This is a genomic window from Desulfovibrio subterraneus (assembly GCF_013340285.1).
In the GTDB taxonomy this organism is placed as follows: Bacteria; Desulfobacterota; Desulfovibrionia; order Desulfovibrionales; family Desulfovibrionaceae; genus Halodesulfovibrio; species Halodesulfovibrio subterraneus.
Genome location: NZ_BLVO01000013.1, coordinates 578,541 through 604,036 on the forward strand (window position 1 = coordinate 578,541; position 25,496 = coordinate 604,036).

At 56.8% G+C, this 25,496-nt stretch carries 24 protein-coding genes; 21 read left to right on the plus strand and 3 right to left on the minus strand.

The genetic code is table 11. From position 1 onward, the window contains the following. The first annotated feature begins 32 nt into the window (after positions 1-32). The 18 genes from groL (at position 33) to HUV30_RS09610 (ending at position 16,126) form a co-directional block, all read left to right on the plus strand. Entirely contained in the window at positions 33-1,667 is a 1,635-nt protein-coding gene (groL, locus tag HUV30_RS09525; RefSeq protein WP_174405203.1) for a chaperonin GroEL, read from the plus strand. 131 nt (positions 1,668-1,798) lie between these two features. Further along, positions 1,799-2,119, plus strand: coding sequence for an Hpt domain-containing protein (locus HUV30_RS09530; RefSeq protein ID WP_174405204.1), 321 nt, complete (start codon positions 1,799-1,801; stop codon positions 2,117-2,119). A gap of 194 nt (positions 2,120-2,313) precedes the next feature. After that, complete coding sequence (locus HUV30_RS09535) at positions 2,314-3,009, plus strand: hypothetical protein (protein WP_205245208.1); 696 nt, start codon at positions 2,314-2,316, stop codon at positions 3,007-3,009. 9 nt (positions 3,010-3,018) lie between these two features. Next, positions 3,019-3,903: a FlgO family outer membrane protein gene (locus tag HUV30_RS09540; RefSeq protein WP_174405206.1), complete on the plus strand. Its 885-nt coding sequence runs from the start codon at positions 3,019-3,021 to the stop codon at positions 3,901-3,903. Positions 3,904-4,144: 241 nt separating this feature from the next. Beyond that, positions 4,145-4,279 carry a 50S ribosomal protein L34 gene (gene rpmH, locus HUV30_RS09545; protein ID WP_174405207.1) on the plus strand — a complete coding sequence of 45 codons (135 nt, stop codon included), beginning with the start codon at positions 4,145-4,147 and terminating at the stop codon, positions 4,277-4,279. Positions 4,280-4,299: 20 nt separating this feature from the next. Further along, positions 4,300-4,656 carry a ribonuclease P protein component gene (rnpA, locus tag HUV30_RS09550; RefSeq protein ID WP_243452137.1) on the plus strand — a complete coding sequence of 119 codons (357 nt, stop codon included), beginning with the start codon at positions 4,300-4,302 and terminating at the stop codon, positions 4,654-4,656. Then, positions 4,653-4,907: a membrane protein insertion efficiency factor YidD gene (yidD, locus tag HUV30_RS09555; protein ID WP_174405208.1), complete on the plus strand. Its 255-nt coding sequence runs from the start codon at positions 4,653-4,655 to the stop codon at positions 4,905-4,907. Before rnpA ends, yidD begins: the two co-directional genes overlap by 4 nt. 16 nt (positions 4,908-4,923) lie before the next feature. Then, entirely contained in the window at positions 4,924-6,534 is a 1,611-nt protein-coding gene (gene yidC, locus HUV30_RS09560) for a membrane protein insertase YidC (RefSeq protein ID WP_174406150.1), read from the plus strand. Positions 6,535-6,575: 41 nt separating this feature from the next. Next, positions 6,576-7,958, plus strand: coding sequence for a protein jag (locus HUV30_RS09565; protein WP_174405209.1), 1,383 nt, complete (start codon positions 6,576-6,578; stop codon positions 7,956-7,958). Between the two features lie 103 nt (positions 7,959-8,061). Next, positions 8,062-9,432 carry a tRNA uridine-5-carboxymethylaminomethyl(34) synthesis GTPase MnmE gene (gene mnmE, locus HUV30_RS09570; RefSeq protein WP_174406151.1) on the plus strand — a complete coding sequence of 457 codons (1,371 nt, stop codon included), beginning with the start codon at positions 8,062-8,064 and terminating at the stop codon, positions 9,430-9,432. 175 nt (positions 9,433-9,607) lie between these two features. After that, positions 9,608-10,264, plus strand: coding sequence for a 4Fe-4S dicluster domain-containing protein (locus HUV30_RS09575; protein WP_174405210.1), 657 nt, complete (start codon positions 9,608-9,610; stop codon positions 10,262-10,264). A gap of 3 nt (positions 10,265-10,267) precedes the next feature. Then, a complete protein-coding gene (locus HUV30_RS09580; protein WP_243452138.1) occupies positions 10,268-11,650 on the plus strand; it encodes a 4Fe-4S binding protein in 1,383 nt (460 codons plus the stop codon). 112 nt (positions 11,651-11,762) lie between these two features. Further along, the gene (locus HUV30_RS09585; RefSeq protein ID WP_174405211.1) at positions 11,763-12,380 is read left to right on the plus strand and encodes a 3'-5' exonuclease; all 618 of its coding nucleotides are present in this window, start codon (positions 11,763-11,765) and stop codon (positions 12,378-12,380) included. Positions 12,381-12,626: 246 nt separating this feature from the next. After that, positions 12,627-13,316, plus strand: a complete 690-nt coding sequence (locus HUV30_RS09590; protein ID WP_174405212.1) for a response regulator — start codon at positions 12,627-12,629, stop codon at positions 13,314-13,316. 39 nt (positions 13,317-13,355) lie between these two features. Beyond that, the gene (gene pstB / locus HUV30_RS09595; RefSeq protein WP_174405213.1) at positions 13,356-14,105 is read left to right on the plus strand and encodes a phosphate ABC transporter ATP-binding protein PstB; all 750 of its coding nucleotides are present in this window, start codon (positions 13,356-13,358) and stop codon (positions 14,103-14,105) included. A gap of 8 nt (positions 14,106-14,113) precedes the next feature. Then, the gene (gene phoU / locus HUV30_RS09600) at positions 14,114-14,773 is read left to right on the plus strand and encodes a phosphate signaling complex protein PhoU (RefSeq protein ID WP_174405214.1); all 660 of its coding nucleotides are present in this window, start codon (positions 14,114-14,116) and stop codon (positions 14,771-14,773) included. 143 nt (positions 14,774-14,916) lie between these two features. Further along, positions 14,917-15,156 (plus strand): hypothetical protein, encoded by a 240-nt coding sequence (locus tag HUV30_RS09605; protein WP_174405215.1) that lies wholly within the window; start codon positions 14,917-14,919, stop codon positions 15,154-15,156. Between the two features lie 187 nt (positions 15,157-15,343). After that, entirely contained in the window at positions 15,344-16,126 is a 783-nt protein-coding gene (locus HUV30_RS09610) for a substrate-binding periplasmic protein (RefSeq protein ID WP_174405216.1), read from the plus strand. Positions 16,127-16,202: 76 nt separating this feature from the next. Here the strand turns inward: HUV30_RS09610 and alaS are convergent, their stop codons facing one another. Together alaS and recA are read right to left on the minus strand one after the other, a co-directional pair. After that, entirely contained in the window at positions 16,203-18,848 is a 2,646-nt protein-coding gene (gene alaS, locus HUV30_RS09615) for an alanine--tRNA ligase (protein ID WP_174405217.1), read from the minus strand. Positions 18,849-18,962: 114 nt separating this feature from the next. Further along, entirely contained in the window at positions 18,963-20,021 is a 1,059-nt protein-coding gene (gene recA / locus HUV30_RS09620; RefSeq protein ID WP_174405218.1) for a recombinase RecA, read from the minus strand. Between the two features lie 194 nt (positions 20,022-20,215). Here recA and HUV30_RS09625 point away from each other — a divergent pair, with 194 nt between their 5' ends. The 3 genes from HUV30_RS09625 to HUV30_RS09635 all read left to right on the plus strand — a co-directional run bounded on the left by HUV30_RS09625 (position 20,216) and on the right by HUV30_RS09635 (position 24,324). Then, a complete protein-coding gene (locus tag HUV30_RS09625) occupies positions 20,216-20,968 on the plus strand; it encodes a substrate-binding periplasmic protein (protein WP_174405219.1) in 753 nt (250 codons plus the stop codon). 202 nt (positions 20,969-21,170) lie between these two features. Further along, a complete protein-coding gene (locus HUV30_RS09630) occupies positions 21,171-22,304 on the plus strand; it encodes a tRNA(5-methylaminomethyl-2-thiouridylate) methyltransferase (protein ID WP_174405220.1) in 1,134 nt (377 codons plus the stop codon). A gap of 664 nt (positions 22,305-22,968) precedes the next feature. Further along, positions 22,969-24,324, plus strand: coding sequence for a sodium-dependent transporter (locus HUV30_RS09635; RefSeq protein WP_174405221.1), 1,356 nt, complete (start codon positions 22,969-22,971; stop codon positions 24,322-24,324). A 409-nt stretch (positions 24,325-24,733) separates the two neighbouring features. Here HUV30_RS09635 and HUV30_RS18570 read toward each other — a convergent pair whose 3' ends face one another. Then, positions 24,734-25,447, minus strand: coding sequence for a methyl-accepting chemotaxis protein (locus HUV30_RS18570; protein WP_408639935.1), 714 nt, complete (start codon positions 25,445-25,447; stop codon positions 24,734-24,736). Positions 25,448-25,496: the final 49 nt, after the last annotated feature.

Consider the following 25,496-nt stretch of genomic DNA (forward strand, 5'->3'; position numbering starts at 1 on the left):
CATTACATATATTTTTCAGGAGGATTATCCCCATGGCTAAAGAAATTCTGTTTGACGCAAAGGCTCGTGAGCGCCTTTCCCGCGGTGTAGATAAGCTTGCCAACGCCGTTAAGGTTACCCTTGGACCCAAGGGCCGTAACGTTGTTATCGAAAAGTCCTTCGGTTCCCCCGTCATCACCAAGGACGGCGTTTCCGTAGCGAAGGAAATCGAACTGGAAGACAAGTTCGAGAACATGGGCGCACAGATGGTCAAGGAAGTTGCCTCCAAGACTTCCGACATCGCCGGCGACGGTACCACCACCGCCACCATTCTTGCTCAGGCTGTTTACAAGGAAGGCGTGAAGCTTGTTGCTGCAGGCCGTAACCCCATGGCCATCAAGCGCGGCATCGACAAGGCTGTTGAGTCCCTCGTGGCTGAACTGAACGCCCTTGCAAAGCCCACCCGCGACCAGAAGGAAATTGCTCAGGTTGGTACCATTTCCGCCAACTCCGACACCACCATCGGCAACATTATTGCCGAAGCTATGAACAAGGTCGGCAAGGAAGGCGTTATCACCGTTGAAGAAGCCAAGGGCCTCGAAACCACTCTTGAAGTTGTGGAAGGCATGCAGTTCGACCGCGGTTACCTGTCTCCCTACTTCGTGACCAACGCAGACAAGATGATCGTGGAAATGGATTCCCCCCTGATCCTCATCTGCGAAAAGAAGATTTCCAACATGAAGGACATGCTCCCCGTGCTGGAGCAGGTCGCCAAGATGAGCAAGCCCCTCGTCATCATTGCTGAAGACGTTGACGGCGAAGCTCTTGCCGCTCTCGTGGTGAACAAGCTGCGTGGCACCCTGCAGGTTGCAGCCATCAAGGCTCCCGGCTTCGGCGAACGCCGCAAGGCCATGCTGCAGGATATCGCCATCCTCACCGGTGGTCAGGTTGTTTCCGAAGAAATGGGCGTTAAGCTTGAGAACATCACCGTGGCAGACCTCGGTTCCGCCAAGCGCGTGGTTGTTGACAAGGAAAACACCACCATCGTTGACGGCGCAGGCAAGGGCGAAGACATCAAGGCCCGCGTAAAGATGATCCGCGCTCAGGTTGAAGAAACTTCTTCCGACTACGATCGTGAAAAGCTGCAGGAACGTCTGGCCAAGCTGGTCGGCGGCGTTGCAGTGATCAACGTCGGCGCTGCTACCGAAACCGAAATGAAGGAAAAGAAGGACCGCGTTGAAGACGCTCTGAACGCGACCCGTGCAGCCGTTGAAGAAGGCATCGTGCCTGGCGGCGGTACCGCTCTGGTTCGCGTGGCCACCGTTCTTGACGACATCAAGCCCGCTGACGACGATGAAGCAGCCGGTGTTGCCATTCTGCGTCGCGCCATCGAAGAACCCCTTCGTCAGATCGCCGCTAACGCCGGCTTCGAAGGTTCCATCGTTGTGGAAAAGGTTCGCGAAGGCAAGGACGGCTTCGGCTTCAACGCTGCTACCGGCGAATACGAAGACCTCATCAAGGCCGGTGTTATCGATCCCAAGAAGGTTACCCGCATTGCCCTGCAGAATGCTGCTTCCGTAGCATCCCTGCTGCTCACCACCGAGTGCGCCATTGCCGAGAAGCCTTCCGACAAGCCCGCTGCTCCGGCTATGCCCGGCGGCATGGGCGGCATGGGCGGCATGTACTAAGCATCCGCTGGCAACATTGCCTTTTGGGGCCGGAGATTTCTCCGGCCCTTTTTTTTGTCTTGAATCCGGTATATATAGTCCCGTCCACACTCTGCAATACAGTGATATCAAGTCAGAAAGGGGAGACCTCAATGGTGCTGAACAGGCATGGAGCCATGCAGTTGCTCGGGCTGGATGCAGATTGCTATGAAGAACTGCTCAACGTCATGCGCGGGGAAGTGGGGGAGTGGCTCATTTTTTTTCAGCAGGCAGACCGCTGCGAGACAGAAATGCTGCGTGCACGCGCGCACAGGCTCAAAAGTGACGCCGCAAATATCGGCGCTGAGCGAGTTAGACATGCCGCACGTGTTCTTGAGCAGGCAATACGTGAAAAACAGCAGGCCGATGAGGTCGAGCACTTCAGAAGGCTGCTCGTACAGGAGCTTCGTGAGCTTGAACGGGCAATAGTCTGACGGAATAATTCCATGGTTTCGCCGTTCCGGCGGGCACATGGCCCTAAAGAAATGCCGCTTTTCTGTCGATGAGGGTATGTAGGACTACGGCAGGCTGTCTTCCGTGGGGCTTTATAGTGCCTGAATGGACCAGGATAGAGGTACCGGCCATGAAATATAGTTTTTTCCGGAGCGGAGCGCCTTGCGCGGCGGCCGTGACAACCGCGGTAACTGTGGCAGCACTGGCTTTGACGGTGTTGCTCTCGGGCTGCGTGTTGTATCGCTCGCAGATTCCCGTTGCCACGACGTACGAGGCGGAACCGCAGTACAAGATGCAGTCGGCAGGGCACTGGCAGGTGCTGGCCTCGGATGTGGCGGACAGGATTTTGAAGGCCATTGAAGACCGTGACGACCTGCTCATGAAGCCCCTGTATCTCGAGCCGCCCAACAGCAGGCCTTTTTCTCTGGGCTTCTATAAGCTGCTGACTTCGGAACTTGTTTCGCGGGGCATGCAGGTTTCCCTTGAGCGGGAGAGCGATGTGGTCGATGTGGATTACGATGTGCTCGCCGTGCTGCATAATGACCGCATGCAGCGGCCTCCCATCGGCACCTTTACCACCATCGGTGCGGGCGTGAGCGCCGCAAGGGCGCTGAACTCCATGGCTGAATGGATTCCGGCTGCCATTGGCGCCGGAGTGCTGGCCGACCTTGCTGGCGGCGCAATCACCAGTTCTTCCAACCGCGAAGTGCTCATTTCCGTTTCCATGTCATACAACAACCGATATGTCGTCCATACTTCCTCCGTTTATTACATCAACGACCCCGATTTCGAGCAGTTTGTCGATCCCGAGGCCCGCGGCCATTATGTCCAGGAATTCAAGGCCCGTCCCGTGCGGGTTACCGCACAGTAGGAGAAGCATATGAAACGTCTGATTATGGTATGCGCATTTATACTGCTTCTGCTGACGGTGGTTGCTGCTGCGGCCGGTCCCGGCGCCATGCCGAGACAGCCCATGCACAGCGATACCTCGCTGGCTGCATTTCCCGCAGGCTCTATTATTACGGGATCAAGCCAGATGGCTGCCGATGCGTTGCATCAGGTCATGATGGGGCGGCTGAGCAAGGAAAGTCCGGTGCTTGTGGCCACCATGGTGCAGCTTGACGATCTGGAGAAAAGCTCCACGCTGGGTCGCATGGTGATGCAGCAGGTGGCATCGCGCCTCAGTCAGTACGGCTACCGCGTGATTGAGTCCCGTTTGCGCATGGATATGTCCATCCGCCCTCGTGAGGGCGAATTCATGCTTACCCGTGAAGTGGCGCGGCTGATGCAGACCCAGTATGCGGCGCAGGCGGTTCTGGTGGGTAGTTACGTGGAAAGTCCGGCATCCGTGTTCTGCTCGCTGCGTCTCATCAGGCTGGATGACGGCGCGGTTGTTGCTGCCTATGAGTACCAGTTGCCTAATGGCGGCGAGGTGCGGTCCATGCTGCGCAAGGATAGAAAGGCACCTGTGGATGTTGACCCCGTCTGGTCGGAACACTCCCGCAGGCAGGCCGCATATGTTCCCAACGGTGCCGCCTTGCCACCAGTGCAGAAGTTCGGCATGGTACGCAGTGAAGTTCCGGTCTTTCAGGGAAATACCTTTCAAGGGGGTGCCGGTGCCGCAAGGCAACCCGCAGCGGGCCTGCAAACGGCTCCTCCTCTTGCAGGCATGCCGGTTCTCGGCCCGCCTGACAGGGTGACACAGTCGCCGGAGCCTGACCCCGGAGCTCAGGTGCTCGGGCCGCCCGAGCCAGCTATCCGGTAGAGTTGCTGCCTTTGCCGAAAGATGCCGATGTACGTAAAAATAATGTTCTGCGGCATCTTTGGGCTTGTAATTATGGATGAAACAGCCTATGGATTTCGCGCGATACCGTGAGACGGTTGGTTTGAACTAACTATCTGCTGAGTCTTCCGGTGGTTCGCGAGAACATTCCCCCTGTCAAGCTTGACGCGGGCCGTTTTACACTGTAAAAAGGTCCGTTCATTTTTTTAAAGGAGAACCTTCCATGAAGAGAACGTATCAGCCGAGCAAACTCAGACGTGCCAGAGCATGCGGCTTCCGCTCCCGCCTTAAGTCCGCCAGCGGCCGTGCCGTATTGGCCCGTCGTCGTGCTAAGGGGCGTAAGAGATTATCCGCCTAACGCATTCGCGCGAGCATCGTTTGATCCGGCGGCCTGATTTTGTCAGCTGTTACAATGCAGGCCGCCGTTACTTTTCCAAGAATTTCATCCTGTTTGTGCTGCCTCGTCCCTCAGTTCAGCTGAGTTGGCGTATGGGCATGGCAGTGACGAAAAAGACAGGGACGGCAGTCGTGCGTAATCGCGTCAAGCGCGTGATACGTGAGTTTTTCCGGCTCAACCAGCGTGAGGTCTGCGACGGCTTTGACGTCGTTGTGGTGCCAAAGCGCAGTCTCAACCCCGAGCGGGTAAGCCTTGATATGGTTTCGCAGGAATTATTGCCAATAATTCAAAATGTCTGCGGCCAGCTTACCCAAGAGACGGGAAACGAAGCGCCATGAAATTATTTGCCCGAACCATACTGGTGTTGCCTATCCGCTTTTACCAGTTGTGTATTTCACCGTTTACGCCCCCAGCCTGCCGTTTTGTACCCACGTGTTCGGAGTATGCGGTCGAGGCGATCTCCCGTCACGGCGTCCTGCGGGGCACCGGTCTTGCCGTCTGGCGAATTTTACGATGTCATCCCTTCAGCCGAGGCGGTTACGATCCCGTTCCCCCTTCCCGGCATCAATCCCCCCTCGCACAGGAGTAATTGAGGTCCAACCATGATGGATAATAAGCGTTTGTTGATCGCTGTGGCGCTCTGTTTAGCAGTGACCGTAGGCTGGAATTTCCTTGCTGAACATATGGGCTGGCTGCCCAAGCCGGCCGAGCAGCAGGTAGCAACTGCTTCCGAAGCAGGCAACGTTAACGTGCAGGCAACGACCGCAGCAGATGCGGACCAGCCTGCCGTTCCTGTTTTTCAGCCCTCCGAAGGGCGTGAAGTAACCGTTTCCACCCCCCTGTACACCGCAGTGATGCACTCTCAGGGCGGCGTTATGAAGAGCTTCCAGCTCAAGGAGTACAAGGCTACTCTCGACGCTGGTTCCCCCTCTGTCGACATGGTGGGCGAGGCAGCTTCCCAGATGGGTGATCTCGGTATCATGCTGGATGGCAAGCGCACATGGCTGGAAGGCCAGTGGAGCTTTGCCGGTGAAAATCTTTCCCTTGATGGCAACGCCAGCGGCCTGCTGGTGTTTACCGGTGAAGTGGAAGGCATCCGTGTTATTCGCGAGATGCACTTCTTCGCCGATTCCTATGTGGTTAAGGAAAAAGTGCGCCTTGTGAATGCGGGAGAAACTCCCCGCAGTGTCCGTCTTGACTTCACCCTTGGTTCAAGCCCCATCGAATCGGCCCACAGCCGTTACAATCCCACCAAGATTGCATGGTTCTCCGATTCTGAAGGCCTTGATTACGAATCCGACCTCGAAGAGCTCGAAAAGGGTTTTGCCAAGAGCCTGCCCCTGCGTTGGGCAGGTGTGGAAAGCAACTACTTCCTTGCAGCTGTTGCCCCTGAAGGAAGCGATGTGGCACTCAAGGCCAAGTTCCAGCATGGTGTCTACCGCGTTGCCATAGAGCGCGATGCCATCGGCCTTGCCCCCGGAGCCGAAGTGGAACTCGGCACCAACTACTTCCTTGGCCCCAAGCTTGCCCAGGCCCTGGAGTCCGCGCCTAATATGCTCGGTGCTTCCATCGACTACGGCATGTTCAGTATTCTGGCCAAGCCCCTGTTGAAGATGATCAACTTCTTCCACGGGTATGTGGGGAACTATGGTGTGGCTATCATCATCTTGACCATTCTGATCAAGCTGCTGTTCTGGCCCCTTTCCCACAAGAGCTACAAGTCCATGGAGCAGATGAAGAAGCTGCAGCCCATGATGCAGAAGATTCGTGAAAAGCATGCTGACGACCGCGAACGGCAGAACCAGGAGGTCATGAACCTCTACAAGACCTATAAGGTCAATCCTGCCGGCGGCTGTCTGCCCATGCTCGTTCAGATTCCCGTGTTCTTCGGCCTGTATCAGGCTCTGCTGAACTCGATCGAACTGCGTCATGCTTCTTTTATCACGTATCTGCCCTTCACGGACAAGATCTGGCTTGCGGACCTTTCCGCAGCCGACCCCTTCTACATTACCCCCATTGTCATGGGGCTGACCATGCTGTTGCAGCAGATGATGACACCCAGCACCGGAGACCCGGTCCAGAAGAAGATGATGATGTTCATGCCCCTGGTGTTCACCTTCATGTTCCTGAACTTCCCCGCTGGTCTTGTCGTGTACTGGTTGGTTAACAACGTACTCTCCATAGCCCAGCAGTGGTTCATGCTCCGCAAGGCCTGATGCCTTGCCTTTTAATCGCGAGTACCTCTTGAGGTGAATGCATGGATGCATACAAGGAGTTCCAGGGTAAAACTCTGGACGGCGCCATCGAAGCGGCTTGCAGCTACTTCAATAGCGCACGGGAAAAACTTGAAATAGAGATCGTAAACGACGCAAAGACCGGGATTTTCGGTCTGGTCGGCGCCAAAAAGGCGAAGATTCGCGCCCGCCGTATGCAGGTTGCGTTTGATAGCAGTGTGTTGAATGGTTCCACCCCCGCCCCGGAAAACTCTGGCCGCGACCGTAAGAAGTCTGCGGAAGGCAGAGAAGACAAGGGCCCGCGTGAAGATCGCAGACCGCGTGATGACCGCAAGCCCCGGGATAAGGGCAAGGAGCAGGCAGCCAAGTCGGAAGACAGCGCCCGCCAGCCCGAAGCTGCTTCTGAACAGAAGGAGCGCAAAGGCGGACAGCGTGACCAGAGGCCGGCACGACGTGATGAGCGCCGTGAAGACGGCAGAAGCGAACGCCGTGAAGAACGCAAGGACGACCGCCGCGATCGCAGGGAAGAACGTGCCGAAGACGGTGAAAGCCGTCAGGACCGCAAGCCCGGCGAGAGAAAGCGTGGCGATTCCCGTTCCGACAAGCCGAGAAACAACCGTCCCCCCAAGCGTGCCAATGATGGGGAATCTACTGCCTCCATATCGGAAGAGCAGGAAGGTGTGGAACGCGAGAGTTCATCTTCTGAAGAGGAACGTCGTTCTGCAAACCGTCGCACCCGCGGCGGACGCCGCCGTACCCGTGGCGGACGCGGCCGCGGTCGCAAGGAAGAGGGCGCATCGGCAGATGCTTCTGCAGATCAGGCCGATGTTACCAATCTGAACGACGCCCCGCCGGCCGACTTCGATACTTCCTTCGACGAAGATATGATGGAAGACATCTCCGCCGAGCCCATGCCTGAGGCCAATCTTGCCGAACTGGACCAGGATAAGCTCATCGAGGTGGTAAACGGCGTTGTAAACAAGCTCATTACTCCGGTGATCGGCGAGACCCCCGTGTCTGCAGCCATCGAGGAGAACCGGGTGAAGGTGACCATCTCCAGCGGAGACAACTCCGGCCTGCTGATCGGTCGCGAAGGGCAGACTCTGGCAGCCTTCCAGTATCTGACCAACCGCATCGTGGCCAAGGAAATGGGCGTTGCCGTTCGTGTCCAGCTGGATACCGGTGATTACCGTGAACGGCAGGACGACAAACTGCGCGAAATAGCCCTGCATCTTGCCGACAAGGCCAAGACGCTTGGAAAGCCGCAGTCCACCCGTCCGCTCAGTTCCTACCATCGGCGTATAGTGCACCTTGCCCTGCAGGGCGATGATGACATACAGACCCGCAGCAAGGGCGATGGCCCGCTGAAAAGGGTGATCATCGGCCGCAAGCGCAAGAGCGCCTAGCGCAACCGCAGATGAATGCAAAAGGAGGCTCTCTGAGCCTCCTTTTTTCTTGAACAGCACCAAACAGCTTGCCCCTCCGCAAGGGCGGGGCTACACAACCGGTATGCATCATTCAGACACCATTGCCGCCATCGCCACTCCTCTCGGACAGGGGGGAATAGGCATCATCAGAATAAGCGGACCGGACGCCGCCGCCATCTTGCAGCGCCTCTTCCGCTCTTCATCCGCCTCCTTTGCCGGATTCCGTCCACGCTTCATGCACCATGGGCGCATTGCGGATGCATCCGGCGAGTTGCTTGATGACGTGCTGGCCGTGCATATGCCGGGGCCTCGCACCTTTACGGGTGAAGATGTGGTTGAGATTCATTGTCATGGCGGGCCTGCCATTGTTTCCGCCGTGCTGGAGGCTGTCTTTGCCTGCGGAGGGCGTGCGGCCGATGCGGGTGAATTTACCAAGCGCGCCTTTCTGAACGGCAGAATGGATCTGACACAGGCCGAAGCCGTGGCAGAGATGATTGCCGCACCCGTTAAGAGCGGTGTGCGCCTGGCACAGGCCAAATTGGACGGCATGCTGGGCCGTCGCATTGCCGAGCTGCGCGGGCGCCTTGAGCTTGTGCGTATGAAGCTGTGCGTGGCTGTGGATTTTCCTGAAGAGGATATTGAGTGCCTGAGTCCGGAAGAGTTTCTGGACGATATTGCATCGGTTCGTGAAGCCTTGGCGGAACTGCTGCGCAATTACGAGCGCGCCCGCTGCTGGCGCGAGGGGGTGCTGGTGGTGCTGGCCGGGCAGGTCAATGCCGGCAAGTCCAGCCTCATGAACGGCCTTCTGGGCCGCACGCGCGCCATAGTCACGGATATTCCCGGTACCACGCGCGATTTTCTGGAAGAACAGCTGAGTTTTGAGGGGCTGCCTGTCCGTCTTGTGGATACGGCCGGTCTTCGCGAGACTGGTGATATTGTCGAGCAGGAAGGCGTGCGCATAAGCCGCGATCTTGCTTCGCAGGCTGATCTGGTGCTGCTGGTTGTGGACGCCCGCACCGGCGTCGGTCATGCCGAAGAAGAGCTTGTTGCCTCTGTGGGGGCGGACAGGGTCATGGTGGTGCTGAACAAGACCGATCTGGTGGAAACGATTCCTGTCGTGCCGCAGGGCTGTGCGTATGTGGCAGTCTCCGCGAAAAAGGGCGAAGGGCTGGATACGCTGGTGGGCATGGCGCGTGCGCATGTGCTTTCCCGGCGGGAAGGCGGCGAACCCGAGTCCGGTGACCTTGTCCCCAACCTCCGGCAGAGCAGGGCACTACGCGATGCACAGGACGAGCTTGAGCACCTGCAGCAGGATATACGATTGCAACTGCCCTACGACATTCTCGGGGTACGTCTTGAGGCCGCCTGCGCCATCCTTTCAGAGATTACAGGCGAAACCACGCCGGATGACATTCTGAACAAGATCTTCGAGAGTTTCTGTATCGGCAAGTAGTGCCGAATCACCAGGCGGAGCGTCTCTTGTGCAACGGGGCGCAGTTCTGTTCCTCCGGACAGGGTAACCGGCTTCGCCATTTCTTTTCAGTGGTTTGAATACTATCGGCGGATGTGACATATGTCACGGACGCCGTTTTTTCTATCGTCTACCATGAACACTACAAGGAGTATCCATGTCCGCACCTGCTGTATCTCCATATGAAATCACGGTCTGCCGCGGCATGCAGGCTGAGACGAACTGCCGTTTCGCCATGAAGACGGCTGCCGGATTCGGCGAACGCCTTGAGCAGGCCGTGCAGCAAAGCGGGTGGCCCGCCTTTTTGCGTAATGCTATCACCGGCCCGCTGCTGCACCATCATGCCTTTCGCATTGCTCTGGCTGCCTGTCCCAATGGCTGCTCACGGCCTCACGTGGCGGATATCGGTATCATCCGGGCCTGTACCCCCCTGCTGGATTCCGAGGCTTGTTCGTGCTGTGGCATCTGCTACAAGGTGTGTCCCGACAGAGCCATAACCATGGAACGGCAGGGACCTGTAATCGACCACGCCAAGTGCATGCAGTGCGGCATGTGCGTAGCCAAGTGCAGCGAGCGGGCCTTGAGCTGTCATGAAGACGGCTACCGCATCGTGCTTGGCGGCAAGCTGGGCCGCCATCCCCGTCTGGCAACGGAAATTGGCGGCGTGCACGGCGAGCAGCATGTGCTTGCGGTTGTTACGGGATGCCTTGAAATCTACATGCGTGAGTATCGTAAAGGGCTTCGGTTCGGCGTGCTTGTGGAAGAGCTTGGCGAACGTCTGGATGAAGAATTGGCAGTATTGATGGGAAAATAAACTATGCATGAATCCCCGGTTACGGAAATCAGTAAGGAAAGTGTCCCTGGTGAACCCGCTGCTCCCCCTGTAATGGGGGGGGCGCTTCTTGCTGTACCCGTGCTGGGGCTTGTGTTGCTGGGAGCGCACTCCCTGCGGGCAGGGACCATGTGGGACCTGTTTGCGGTGCTTACCGTGGCGGGGTTGTGCCTGAGCCGTCTGGCATGGACACGGATAGTGGCCGCTGCCGTCCTTTTGTGGGGCTGCCTTGTCTGGGTCAAGACCGGCATGGATTTCGTCCAGATGCGCATGATGCTGGGACTTCCGTGGGTGCGCCTTGCATGGATACTGGGCGGGGTAACCGCGTTCTCCCTGCTCGGGGCCTTGCTGCTGCTCTCTCCCCGCGCTGTACGGCGTTTTAACGAGCGGCAGGATGCGGCAGTGCCGCAGGCCGTAGCCTTTTTGCTTACAGCCGTGCTGCTGTGGATATGCCGTGAAAAGGCGACCCGTATACCGTTGCTGCTGGCAGACCGATTTGTCCCCGGAAGCGGGGTGCTGGAAATAGCCCTGATTGCCCTTTATGCTGCCGTTGCATGCGGCTGGCTGCTGGATCGCAAGAAGGCCCGCAAGGCCCGCTCCTTCATCTGGGCCATGTTCTCGGCCGTCTTTTTCGGGCAGCTGGCCCTCGGCCTTGCCGGTGTTGAACGTCTGCTCATGACAGGCGCTTTGCATTTGCCTGTTCCCGCCCTCATCATTGCCGGACCGTTGTTCCGCGGCGACGGTTTCTTCATGCTCATCATGTTTGCGGTATCTGTTCTGCTGGTCGGTTCTGCGTGGTGCAGTCATCTGTGCTATATAGGTGCGTGGGATGACCGCCTGAGCCGCATGCATCACGGCGCGCCTCAACCTCTGCCGTACTGGGCTGCGAAGTTCCGCTGGCTTGTGGCCGTTCTGGTTTTTGCCACCGCTCTGGGGATGCGCTTTGCAGGAGTGCCGATCTTTACTGCGGTATGGCTGGCTGCCATGTTCGGCATGCTCGGCGTGGCGGTGATGGTCTTTTTCAGTTCCCGTTCGGGTTCCATGGTTCACTGTTCCGCTTTCTGCCCGCTCGGTCTTGCGGGGAACGTGTTCAGCCGTATTTCTCCGTGGCGACTGGCAATTAATGACCGTTGCACCCGTTGTGGTGCCTGCAAGCGGGTGTGCCGTTACAATGCCCTTGATGATGCGGCCTTGGAGAAGGGCAGACCCGCCTTGAGCTGCTCTTTGTGCCGCGACTGTACAACGGTATGCACGCACGGGGCTATGGAACTGCGCTTTCCTTTTCTTTCGCCCCGTGCTGCCGAGCGGACCTTTGTGACGGTGGTGGTCACACTGCACGCGGTGTTTTTTGCTGTGGCCCGTATGTAACCCCGTATAGGAGTGTTCTGAAAAGGCTTTACGCTACTGGATGCTTGTTGTAATAATGGCGGCCGTCCTTGGTGCCTGCATGGCTTGAGAGTATGAACGCCAACAAATGAATATGAGAAAAATTCCAGAGCGATACAAACGTAAAATTACCAAGGATGAGATAAACGAATTGCCCCTTTACCGCTTTGAGGGGCAGGTGGAACTGGTACGGACGGAAGAAGAACTCGCTGCAGCAGTGCAGCGTATGCGGCAGGAGAACCTGCTCGGTTTTGACACCGAAACGCGTCCCACTTTCAGGAAGGGTAAAATAAACCTGCCTTCGCTGGTACAATTTGCCTGTAGTGATGTTGTCTATCTCATTCAGCTTAACTGGCTCCCCCTGACTGAATCTGTCAAAGACCTGCTTGCCGACGCTGCAATAGTGAAAACCGGTGTGGCTGTCCGAGACGATATTAAGGACCTGCAGAGACTGTCCTTTTTCGAAGATGCCGGGGTGTTGGATTTGGGAGAGGTTGCCCGTTCCATTGGATTGGAAACGCACGGGCTTCGCAATCTTGCAGCAAACCTTCTGGATGTGCGGATTTCAAAGGGAGCACAGTGCTCCAACTGGGCGAGCCGGGAGTTGACCACGCAGCAGATTCAGTATGCTGCAACGGATGCGTGGATCAGCAGAGAGATTCATCTTCGTATGGAGTCTCTTGGGTTCCTCACTATTCCGCAACATGTGTAACCTGCTTGTCATGATGCCTGTGCATGGTGACAAAAAAGGCCGAAACGGTGACGTTTCGGCCTTTTTTGTTGTTTTTGTTTACCGTTTGCAGAAAATGGGGAACTAGTGATAATCATTGAACATGCAAAGGAAAATTGGCGAGTTTTGCATTGCGGTTTGTCAAATGTCACACACATGTAACGCAGTCTGCACATGTCCGTCACGGGCTGGTGGTTTATCTGCTCTCGTACCAACGGAGGGAATTGAATGACCAAGGAAAAGATTCTCGTTGTCGAGGATGATGAAGATATCCTTCAGCTCCTTACGTTTACGTTCGAGTCCGCAGGGTTCGAAGTGCGCACTGCTTCCACAGGACGCGAGGGCGTGACCAAGGCATCGAACTTCAGACCGGATCTCGTCCTTCTCGACCTCATGCTCCCCGGAATGAGCGGCCTTGACGTGTGCAAGGAGCTGCGCCGGAATCCGGAACTGGCAGCAGTGCCCGTTATCATGCTCACGGCACGCGGAGAAGAGGTGGACCGTATTGTGGGATTGGAGCTGGGAGCCGACGACTACATTGTCAAACCGTTCAGCCCCCGCGAGCTGGTTCTGCGGATCAATGCCGTGCTGCGGCGCACCAGAGGGGCCGAAGAGCAGGTTTCCCGCACCCACTTCGGCATGGACGGCCTTTCCATCGACATGGACGCCCACAGGGTGGAGATCGACGGAGAAGAAGCCGTGCTTACGGCGACTGAGTTCAAGCTGCTTACAGAACTGCTCAAAAACAAGGGAAGAGTCCGCACCCGTGATCAGCTCCTGAACACGGTGTGGGGCTATGAATTTGAAGGCTACGCCCGGACTGTCGATACCCATGTGCGGAGATTGAGACAGAAAATCGGCAGCTATGCGGATTACATAGAAACCATCAGGGGTGTCGGCTACCGGTTCAAGGAATAGCCGATTCTCCGCCCAAGACTCGCCTTATTGGACAAACGCATGAAGATGTACTCCAAAGACCTGAATTTCTACTACGGTGACTTTCAGGCACTGCACGGTGTCAATCTGGAGTTTGCAAAAAACCAGGTTACCGCGCTGATCGGCCCCTCCGGCTGTGGCAAGTCCACATACCTGCGGTGCCTGAACCGCATGAATGATCTCATTCCGATTTCCCGTGTGGAAGGAGTGATCATGCTGGAAGGTATGAATATTTATGACTCGAAAGTGGACGTGGTGGAACTGCGCCGCCGCGTGGGCATGGTCTTTCAGAAGCCCAACCCCTTTCCGAAGACCATTTTCGAGAACGTGGCCTACGGGCTGCGCGTGAACGGCGTGAAGGATAAAACCTATCTTGCCGACAAGGTGGAAGAAAGCCTGCGCCATGCCGCCCTGTGGGAAGAAGTGAAGGATCGCCTGCACTCATCGGCACTGGGACTTTCAGGCGGTCAGCAGCAGCGTCTGTGCATTGCACGCGCGCTTGCCGTTGAACCCGAGGTGCTGCTCATGGATGAACCCGCATCTGCGCTGGACCCCATTGCCACCCAGAAGATTGAAGAACTTATCCACAGTTTGAAGAAGAACTACACAATCATCATTGTCACACACAGCATGCAGCAGGCCGCGCGTGTTTCGGATGTGACCGCCTTCTTCTACATGGGCCGCCTCATTGAAGTGGGCGATACGGAAAGAATGTTCACACGTCCCGGCAACAAGCAGACTGAAGACTATATCACCGGCCGTTTCGGTTAGGAGACCATATGGAAACACATTTTCACTCACAGCTTGACCACATGCGCGTCAAGGTTCTTGAGATGGCCGCGTATACGCAAAGAGCCATCGAGGATGCCTGCAAGTCACTCCTGACCCGTGACGGCGACCTTGCTCAGAAAGTCATAGACGGCGATCAGATCATCAACCAGCTGGAATGCGAAATCGACGACCTGAGTCTTCGTCTGCTTGCGCTTGCCCAGCCCATGGCGGTTGACCTGCGTTCCATCGTCGGCATTACCCGCGTTTCGGTGAACCTCGAGCGCGTGGGGGATGAGGCCGTCAACATTGCCGAAAAGGCCATGTTTCTTGCCACCCGACCGCCCCTGCCGTTTCACGATCAGCTCAAGGAGCTGAGTGATACTGCACTGGATATGTTCCGCGCTGCCATTACCGCATTCCGCGAAGGCGATCCTGACCTTGGCCGCGATATCTGCCGTTGGGATAGCCAGTGCAACGCGCAGGACGTGCAGGTCATCAAGGACCTCGTCAACTACATGAACAGCGAGACGCCAGCCGTGGAGCGGGCCGTGAACACCATTCTTACCTCCCGCAGCCTTGAGCGGGTGGGGGATCTTTCCACCAACATTGCCGAGGCGGTTGTGTTCATAGTGGAAGGGGTGAGCATCAAGCATCGCATTTGCCGTTAGTATTGATAGTCGGACTTTTGGACGGCGTTCCCCGTGGAGCGCCGTTTTTTTATTTTTCACCCCCTCTATGCAAGCGGTGTAAGCTTGAGTATATTCTTGGCTATTCATGAAAAGACCGTGTTAGCGGTATGAAGGAGACTATTATGACCAAGACAGGCAAACGCAAGGTTGAGCTGCCCATTACGGCTGCAGACGTACCTGCCATGCTGCGCCAGTTGGCGGAACAGGCCGAACAGGGCAAACTGGCCCTCGGCGGCAAGGAAATCGAGGTTGACGAGTACGACACTTTTTCCGTGTCTTTCCGTCAGACCAAGAACGGTATGCGCCTTCGCGTGAAGGTGAAGTACGGCAAGTCCGGACAGGATGACGATTCCGACGATTAGTCGTCGCCGAATATATATTCCTTTGCAGAAAGCACTCCGCAAGCGCGGAGTGCTTTTTTTATGCTTCGTATCTGCCGCAGCGGAACGGAACGTCTACGCAAGTTGCTGTTTCGTTATCATGGACAGTTCCGTAAATATGCTCTTTATGGTATACGCTACGACAGCACTCTACTGAGAGGAGCAGGTTATGAAAACGCTGCTGTGTGCATTGATTGCTGCATGTACTATAGCCGCGGGGCTTGGTACAACACGAGTATCCGCTCTTGCGATGGATGTGTGTATTTCCGGGCGGGTGCCGTATGAATATGTTACGGAATCCGGGTATGCCGGTGTAAGTCTGGAGCTTTTTGCAGCAATTCTGGAACAGATGAAAGATGAGAAACTTGTGCTTTCTCAAGTGCCGTGGAGCAGAGGGTTGCGCGCTTTGGGAGAGGGCAAGTGCGATGTACTGCTTTCAGGAGTGTGGGATACGGAGCGGGAAAAACAATTTGTCTACCCTAAGCAGCCAATAGGCAGCATTGCATGGCAGTTCTTCGGAAAAGAACCGAATGCGGAATTATCCGGCATGTGGGGTGGCGTTCGGGGGTTTTCTTACCCCGAGGCCCTGTATGAGCAGGTGAGAGGCCTGCGGCGGGATGTGGACGCTCCGACACAGGAAAGCATGGTGAGAAAGCTGATGAGCGGGCGGGTCAGTGTTATTGCCATAGAGCTGGGCAGTGCGCAGACCCTTGCCCGTGATCTGGGAGTAACCCTGTATCCCGTGGGTAAACGGGTTTACGTGCCCCTCTTTGCTTTGTTCAACAAGAAAGTGCCACAAAACGTGGTTGATCGTTTTGATGAAGTCATGGAACGTTTGTGGGAAGAGGGCGTGGTAACAGATGTGTATGAGAAATATGACCTTAGCATACCGCGGCTGTCACCCCGGGATATGCTGGTTGTGGATGAACGCTTTCCACCGATAACCCCCTGACGCGTTCCGGTCATGAAGAAGTATAAAAAAACGCCCCGCAGTGCGGGGCGTTTTTTGTTGTATATACATGCGCAGGTTAGGCGCCGATGACTTCCTTCAGCTTTGCGAAGGCAGCTTCGATACCGGCAGGGTTGTTGCCGCCAGCCTGAGCCATGTCGGGGCGCCCACCGCCCTTGCCACCCACTTCGGCAGAGATGGCACCTACAAGGGCACCGGCCTTGAAGCGGTCCGTAAGGTCCTTGGTCACAGCTACCAGCAGGGTTACCTTGCTGTCCTCTTCAACGGAGGCGAGGCAGGCAATGCCGGAACCGATCTTGGAGCGGACATCGTCCATCAGGTTGCGCAGGGCGTTCACGTTGGGTGCGTCTACCTTGGCGGCCAGCACCTTCACGCCGTTCACCTCGATCACGTTGTCCATGAGGTCGCCGCCCTGACCGGAAGCGGCCTTGGCTGCCATGCGTTCCATATCCTTGCGCTGGGCGCGCAGGTCCTGCTGCAGGGCCTGTACGCGGCTGGCAACCTGTCCGGGCTTGCCCTTGACGAGGCCGGCCACTTCCTGCAGCTCGGCACGGTGTTCCATGACCAGCTTCAGGGCATTCCAGCCGGTTACGGCTTCGATGCGGCGGATACCGGCGGCAACGCCGCTTTCGGAAGTAATGAAGAAGGAGCCGGCCTGACCGGTGGCACGCAGGTGCGTTCCGCCACACAGTTCAACGGATTCGCCTTCCACGGAAACTACGCGCACGTTGGCAGTGTACTTTTCGCCGAACAACGCCATGGCACCCTTGGCGACTGCGTCGTCATAGGCCATTTCTTCGGTGTTGAGGGGCGTGTCGGCCATGATGGCGCGGTTCACGTCGTTTTCAATGGCAAGCAGTTCTTCGGGGGTGATTGCGGCAATGTGGGTGAAGTCGAAACGCAGGCGGTCGGGGCCCACAAGGGAGCCGGACTGCTTGACGTGATCACCCAGAATACGGCGCAGAGAAGCATGAAGCAGGTGCGTGCAGGTGTGGTTGCGGGCAGAGGCGATGCGTTCGCCCTCGGCAACCTCCATGTTCACGGCCTGGTTCTCGAAGATTTCGCCTTCAACCACTTCCACTTCATGCACGGTGAGTTCGGCATTGGGCTTCAGCGTGTTAAGCACGTTGGCCTTGCCGGTTTCACCGGTAATGATGCCGGTATCGCCGAGCTGACCGCCGGATTCGCCGTAGAAGGGGGTGCGGTTGGTGACAATGTATCCCTTGGTGCCCTTGGCCAGTGTGTCCACGGCTTCGGCTTCGGCGTTCATGAGCACGGCGATGCGGGCTTCGCCCTTGAGGAATTCGTACCCGATGAATTCGCTGCGCATGCCTTCTTCAAGCAGGGACTGGAAGCGCGCTGCGAGGGTTTCCTTGCCACCGGCCTTCCATGCAGCCTTGGCGCGCTGCTTTTGCTCCTGCATGCAGGCCTTGAAGCCTTCTTCGTCCACGATGAACCCGCGCTTTTCGGCAACGTCATTCACGATGTCGAGGGGGAAGCCGAACGTGTCGTACAGCTTGAACGCGGTTTCGCCCTGCACCTGAGACTTGCCTGCTTCCTTGAGGGAGGCCAGCTCGTCTTCCAGCATGGCAAGGCCCTTGTCGAGGGTCTTGTTGAAGCGTTCTTCCTCTTCCGTCACCACGCGGGCCATGAAGTCGGCGTTGCTGCGCAGTTCGGGGTAGTGGTCGCCCATGATCTCCACGATCTTGAGCGCGGTTTTGTACAGATAGGTGCCGGTGAGTCCGATCATGCGGCCGAACCGGTAGGCACGGCGGATGAGACGGCGCAGTACGTAGCCGCGGCCTTCGTTGGAAGGCAGAATGCCGTCTGCGATCATGAAGGCGATGGCACGGCTGTGGTCGGCAATAACGCGCAGAGCGGTGTCCACATCGTCGCTCTGCTTTTTGTACTGCACGCCTGCCAGTTCGGCGGTGTAGCCGATAATGGCCTGGAAAAGGTCGGTGTCGTAGTTGGAGTTCACGCCCTGACATACGGCGGCAATGCGCTCAAGGCCCATGCCGGTATCGATGGAGGGGTTGGGCAGGGGGGTGCGGGTGCCGTCCGCAGCCTGATCGAACTGCATGAACACGAGGTTCCAGATTTCGAGGAAACGGTCGCAGTCGCAGGTGCCGATACCGCAGTTGGGGCCGCAGGTCATGTGCTCGCCCTGATCAACATGGATTTCGGTACAGGGGCCGCAGGGGCCGGTATCGCCCATGGACCAGAAGTTGTCCTTTTCGCCAAGGCGGAAGATGCGCTCGGCGGGCACGCCTGCTTCGGACTGCCACAGGGCAAAGGCTTCGTCATCATCATTGTAGATGGTGATGTAGAGATTTTCCTTGGGGAGCTTCAGATCTTCGGTAATGAATTCCCATGCGAAGCGGATGGCGTCTTTTTTGAAATAGTCGCCGAAGCTGAAGTTGCCCAGCATTTCGAAGAAGGTGTGGTGGCGTGCGGTGCGGCCCACATTTTCGAGGTCGTTATGCTTGCCGCCCACGCGCAGACATTTCTGGGAGGTGGTGGCGCGCACGTAGCCGCGCTTTTCCTGCCCGAGGAAGGTCTTCTTGAACTGCACCATGCCTGCGTTGGTGAAGAGCAGGGTGGGATCGTCGTTGGGAATAAGGGCGGAAGAAGTGACCACTTCGTGTCCCTTCGACTGGAAATAGTTGAGAAATTTGGTGCGGATTTCGTTTGCAGTGATCACTGTTGGCTCCCTTGAAAAAAACTCTATCTGGCATCGAACCGGCAGTCTGTGAACTAGACGAACGCCGCCCTTGGGCGGCGTTCGGTTGTCAGCGTCAACTGCCGGATAGTCTTCTTATTCTGCGTCTGAGTCTGCGTCAGCTTCCACGACGGCGGGTTCTTTTACACCGAGGTGGGTGAGTAGCTTGTCTTCAATCTGTTTGGCAAGTGCTTCATTTTCCTGAAGCAGCAGTCGCACGTTTTCCTTGCCCTGTCCCAGTCGTTCGGATCCGAAAGCGTACCATGCACCGCTTTTGTCGATGACGTTGTTTTCAACACCAAGGTCGATGATTTCGCCAAGGCGCGAAATGCCCTGACCGTACAGAATATCGAAGTTGGCTTCGCGGAAGGGCGGAGCCACCTTGTTCTTCACGATCTTGGCGCGTACGCGGTTGCCGTATACCTCTTCCTTGTCCTTGAGGGACTGGATGCGGCGCACGTCAATGCGGATGGAGCAGTAGAACTTGAGCGCGTTGCCGCCGGTGGTCGTTTCAGGGTTGCCGTAGCCCATCGTGCCGATCTTCATGCGTATCTGGTTGATGAAGATGACGATGGCGCGGGATTTGTGAATGGTGCCGGTGAGCTTTCGCATGGCGTGCGACATGAGGCGTGCCTGGCTGCCCACCTGTGTTTCGCCCATGTTGCCTTCCAGTTCCGTTTGCGGAATGAGCGCGGCAACGGAGTCGACGACGATAACGTCCACTGCACTGGAACGGACGAGCATGTCCGCCACATCCAGAGCCTGTTCGCCATAGTCGGGCTGCGAGATCAGCAGTTCTTCGGTATTCACGCCAAGGCGCTTGGCATAGGAAGGATCAAGTGCGTGTTCGGCATCGATGAAAGCGGCGGTACCGCCCATTTTCTGGCATTCGGCAATAATATGCAGGGCAAGAGTGGTCTTGCCGGAAGATTCAGGGCCGAAGATCTCCGTCACACGACCGCGCGGTATGCCACCGACGCCCAGTGCGAGGTCCAGTCCTATGGAGCCGGACGGAATGACGGGAATGCTGACATGCGCGCTGTCGTCAAGGCGCATGACAGAGCCTTGTCCGTATTTGCGCTCAATGGCGCCAAGTGCGGTATTCAGCGCATCGCGGCGCAGATCTTCGGGGTTCTGAACGGGTTTTTTTGCCATTGGCTATGGTCTCCGATGCGGATGTATGTTCATTCTGAGCCCTGTTTCCATAGCAGAAGCCGGCCCGCGGGGCAACTCATCTTCCTGAGTCTTCCGTATTGGGCCAAGGTTGTTATTAATCATTTTAGTGTGCTATATCTTTTGGTAAGGGAGTTTTAAACGGGGTTATGGTCTCTATAGCCGGGAGGGAGCATATGCGTTATTTCGCAGGGGTGTTTTGGGGGCTTCTGTTTCTTTTGACTGCCCGCTCCGCAGTGGCGGAGGATGTATTGCGGTTTGCCTCGCAGGATTTTCCGCCATTCAGCTATGCAGAGAACGGAACGGCGGCAGGGCCGTTTGCGGATATAGTGAACATGGTGTGCGCAGAGGCCGGTTTGACGTGCCCCATTGCAATTTTGCCGTGGGGCAGAGCACTTGAAAGGGTACGCAACGGCAATGCCGAAGGGCTCTTCCCGCTGGGTTGGAACGATGAGAGAGCAACATGGCTGCGCCCCTCGCCGCCGGTGCTGACAACCGAATATGGTTTCTTTGCAACAGTTGATTCGGGAAAAAAATATGAAAGACCGGGTGATCTGCAGGGAAAGCGTGTCGGTGTGTATGGCCCTTCGAACACCTCGCATGCATTGCACCAGCTGTGGAAGCAACGGCGCAGTTTTACCATAGACATGCGCCCCGACAGCGAATCCGGCTTTTTCAAGCTGCCGAGAAACAGGGTGGATTTTGTGTTCTCGAACAGGGATGTGGGAGATGCCGTTATCCGCAAGAACAACATAACGGGGGTAGTGTATGCGGGGAATTACACTGTGCTCAACTATCTCTTCGGGTTTTCATTGGCTCCGGAAGTGCAGCCTGCCGTGGACCGTTTTCTTGAGACGTTAGCCCGCATGAAAGAGCGGGGAGATGTTGCCAGCGTGCTCGGTCGTTACCGCCTCACTTCTGCGCACTGAGAGAACGCAGGACGAACAATCGCCAACAGGTTTCAGAGTGGCGCCGTCTGTGCGTAGTTCGTCCTGTCCTTCGCCCTGCAATCAGGAGTGGCGATCAGGATATATGTAAGCAGTGAAGGCGCTCGTATCCGCAAGAAGGAGTCGCGCAGAACCTGCAAGGTCAGTTCTTGCTTTTTACGGCGATGCGCCTTATCTGCCTCGCATGCATTCGGATACCAATACTACTTCAGCCGACAACCGTTACGATGCCGTGGCCCTGCTTTCAGGCGGGCTCGATTCCATTCTGGCGGTCAAGGTTATTCAGGATCAGGGCTTGCGGGTCAAGTGCCTGCATTTTGTCTCGCCCTTTTTCGGCAAGCCGCACAAGCGCAGACACTGGGAAGCCATTTACGGCATCGATATCGAGAATGTCGATATTTCCGAGGACTATGTCCGCCTGCTGACGGAACGCCCTGTGTACGGGTTCGGCAAGGTGCTCAACCCCTGTGTGGACTGCAAGATCATCATGATGCGCAAGGCCAGCGAGATGATGCACCGTTACGGAGCCAGATTCATTATCTCCGGCGAGGTGCTGGGGCAGCGCCCCATGTCGCAGCGGCAGGATACGCTTAACGTCATCCGCCGTGATGCGGACGTGCGCGAGGTACTGCTGCGCCCCCTGTGCGCCAAGCATCTTGACCCGACAGAGGTGGAACTGAGCGGTCTGGTGGACCGTGAACGCCTTCTGGGCATCAAGGGGCGCGGACGTTCAGAACAGCTTGCACTGGCTAAGCACTACGGCTTTGCAGAAGTTCCCACACCGGGCGGTGGCTGCAAGCTGGCGGAAAAGGAAAATGCACGCCGTTACTGGCCTGTGCTCAAATTTTCGCCCAAGCCTTCTGTGCGTGACTTCAAGCTGTCCAACATTGGCCGCCAATACTGGGCGGAGGACAAATGGATGATCGTGGGGCGCAATCAGATGGACAACACCGCGCTGCTCAAGGTGTGCGGCGATGACGATCTGATATTCCGCCTGCGCGGTTTTCCCGGCCCCATTGCCGTGGGAAGACAGTTTGAAGGCAAGGCATGGGCGCAGGAAGAGATCGCAGATGCTGCCGCATTTACGGCATCGTTTTCGCCCAAGAGTGTCCAGTCCGGTCAGGACGTGACCGTGCGTGTTTCCTGCGCTGCAGACCTGCGCAAGCAGGGCGATTCCGGATCGGAACAGGGTCCCGTTGCGAACGAAATGCTCTTTACTGTAACCCCCTGTCGCCAAACGCCCATTGGGTGGTGCGAGTCTGAATGGCCCGTTGTCCGCGAGGAAATTAGGGCTGACATGCGTGACAAGCGGGCCTGAAGAGTTTATATTTAATTTACCTGGTAGACGCGTGAGACGCTGACACGGAGGCAGAATCAATACGTTATTATCCGGGCGACTTGCCGTCGTCACCATGGGGGATTGAGTTGCTCCCGACGGCGGCTGCCTGAGACTTTGCAAAAGAGATTTTGCATGTGACTTCGTCAACGATCTCACCGGGTGATTATAAGTCCCCCCGCTTCGGCGGGGGGACTTATTTTTTGCGCATTGCCCATGGAGCAGGCGGCGCTGCAGGTTCATCATTCTGCGTTCAGACTGATGCGGGATATTGTTGGACGCAGACACCATCCGGATAGGGTAGAATTGCTAACAGTTTGCATAATTATGATTGTGCTTGCGATTGTTTTGCGGAAAATGTCAAATCCAGACAGTCTGTTGATTGATCTTGAAATTGTGAGGATAACAGTCTACAGGAGGCGCGGCACTCTTGGTGATGTGCCTTGCAGTGTGTCGTGCGGATTTCGATGGAAATAATGGTCAGCGGAAACTAATTTCGGCTGAATACGACATGCTGCAGAGGGTGGGGCCGCTTTGGGCGCGGACTCATTGAGGATAATCGGGGAAGCGCGTTCCTTCAGGGAAAGGGGGGCGTGCGGCATGGGATGCCTGCATCCCGCTAAGCGCTAAAACCAAGGATGGATTCATGTCCGCAATCAACAATCAGGAAGGGTTTGCCACGCGACTGGGCGTGCTGACTGCTACGCTGGGCTCCGCTGTGGGACTCGGCAATATCTGGAAATTTCCTTACATGACCGGCGATGGCGGCGGAGCTGCCTTCCTTGTCGTGTATCTGCTTGCCACGTTCCTTGTGGGCCTGCCTGTCATGATTGGTGAAATCATGCTCGGCAGAGAAGCAAAGGCCAATGCCGTGGGTACATGGAAGAAGCTGGCTCCCGGCACCCTCTGGTACCTCGTGGGGGCAGCGGGCGTGCTGGCCGCCTTTCTCATCATGGCCTTTTATACCGATGTTGTGGGCTGGGTGTTTTCCTTCATCGTGCGCGCTGTCAGCGGAGAGTTGAATACCGTGGACCCCAAGGTGGGCGAAGCCGTTTTCGGTGCCATGGTATCCAATCCGTGGCATTCTCTGTTCTGGCAGTGGGGTGTGCTCATCCTTGTGGGTGCCATTCTGCTCGGCGGCGTTTCCAAGGGTATTGAAAAAACCACCAAGATCCTCATGCCCGTTCTGTTCATCATGCTTGTGGGCGTGTGCATCCGCTCCCTCATGCTGCCCAAGGCAGGCGAAGGCCTTGCATTCCTGTTCCGTCCCGACTTTTCCAAGGTGACGGTGGACGTGGTGCTGAACGCCATGGGCCTTGCATTCTTCAAGCTTTCCATCGGCATGGGCACCATGATGACCTACGGCAGCTACTTCAGAAACGATGCGGACATTCCGCTGACCACCATGCGCGTTATGCTGGCAGACCTTGTGGTTTCTCTGCTCGCAGGCATCGCCATATTCCCCGCCGTGTTCAACTACGGGTTCGAACCCACTGCCGGTCCCGGCCTGCTGTTCATGACCATGCCTGCCGTGTTCAGCTCGCTGCCCTTCGGCCAGTTCTTCATGACGGTCTTCTTCGTGCTGACCGGCATTGCCACCATCGGTGCCATGCTGTCCCTTTTTGAAGTGCCTGTTGCGCTGCTTTCCGGCAATGGCTGGATGGGCCGCAAGCAGGCTGTTGTCGCCACCGCGGTGGGACTTGCCCTGTTCGGTATTCCGGCAACGCTCTCGTTCAGCACGCTTTCCGATGTGACTGTGCTTGGCAAGAACTTCTTCGACATCTACGACTTCCTCAGCTCCAACATTATCCTTCCCGTGGGTGGCATCTGCATCTGTATTTACTGCGGCTGGAAATGGGGAATTGCCCAGTCCCGCAAGGCTCTGAGCAACTGCGGCGCACTTTCCAACAGCGCCCTTATCGATGTGTGGTTCATGCTTGTACGGTACCTTACGCCGCTGCTGGTGGTGCTGGTTCTGCTCAAGGGACTCAAGGTTTTCTAGCCAGTTAGCTGGAGAATACGAGTGAAAGATCAGGAGGCCCCCGCAAGGGGGTCTCCTTTTTTGCAGCCGTTCGTTGCCGACGGCGGTGCACGTTTCGTGGTGAGCCATGGAACTCTATATATCGCAATCCCTGAATCAGGATCAGATGCAGAACAAGGGGAGGGCGGGCACGAAGAGCAACACAAAGGCTTGGACTACGTGCTCTGCATGAATGCCGTCTGTCGGTACAATCTCAGCTTTGACACGCAGTGGCCTACAGCCTTGTAACTTCTGCCGGACCGGACATGTATAGTGGTCCTGCCGGTTCCGGAATGCGGACTTGCATCAGATGCCGTTGCAACACCATCTGGCAGAAAAAAGGAGGCTCCCTTGCGGGAGCCTCCTCATGTGTTCTGTATGGCGGTTGCCGTTACCGGGCATCCTGCGCCAGTTCGTCGATAAGCTGCTTGAGCTGCTGTGCGAGCGTTGCCAGTTCGTTCACCGCATCCGATGACTGTTCCATGGCCTGTGCTGTTTCGCGGCTCAGGTTGTTGATTTCATCCGTGGCACGGGTGATTTCTTCCGACGTCGCCGATTGTTCTTCGGCAGCGGTGGCAATGGAGCGAACTCTGTCGGAGGTGCCGAGAACGGTTTCCACAATGCTGTTGAGAGAATCACCGGCCTTGTGGGTCTGATCCGCACTCTGCGAAACAAGCTTGGATACATCCTTCATATGGCCGAGGGTGCCTGCCGTGCTGCCCTGAATGGCCTTGACTACGCCTTCCACTTCCTTGGTGGCGGTCATGGTCTTTTCAGCCAGCTTGCGCACTTCGTCCGCAACCACGGCGAAGCCTCGTCCTGCCTCACCGGCGCGCGCGGCTTCAATGGCCGCGTTAAGGGCCAGCAGGTTCGTCTGGTCGGCAATGTCGTTGATGACGCCGATGATCTGGCCGATGCCTTCTGCCTGCGTGCCCAGTTCCTTCAGGGTGGTTTCCATCTGCTGGGTGTGCCTGTGCACTTCGTCGGTGGAGCGGATAACATCCTGCACCACGGATGCACCCTGTTGTGCGATTTGCTGCGCCTCTTCGGCCTTTTCAGCAGCTTCGCCCGCGTTCTGGGCCACCTCAAGGGTGGTGGCGTTCATCTGCTCTATGGCCGCAGCAGATTCGCCGATACGGTCGCTCTGCAGGGCC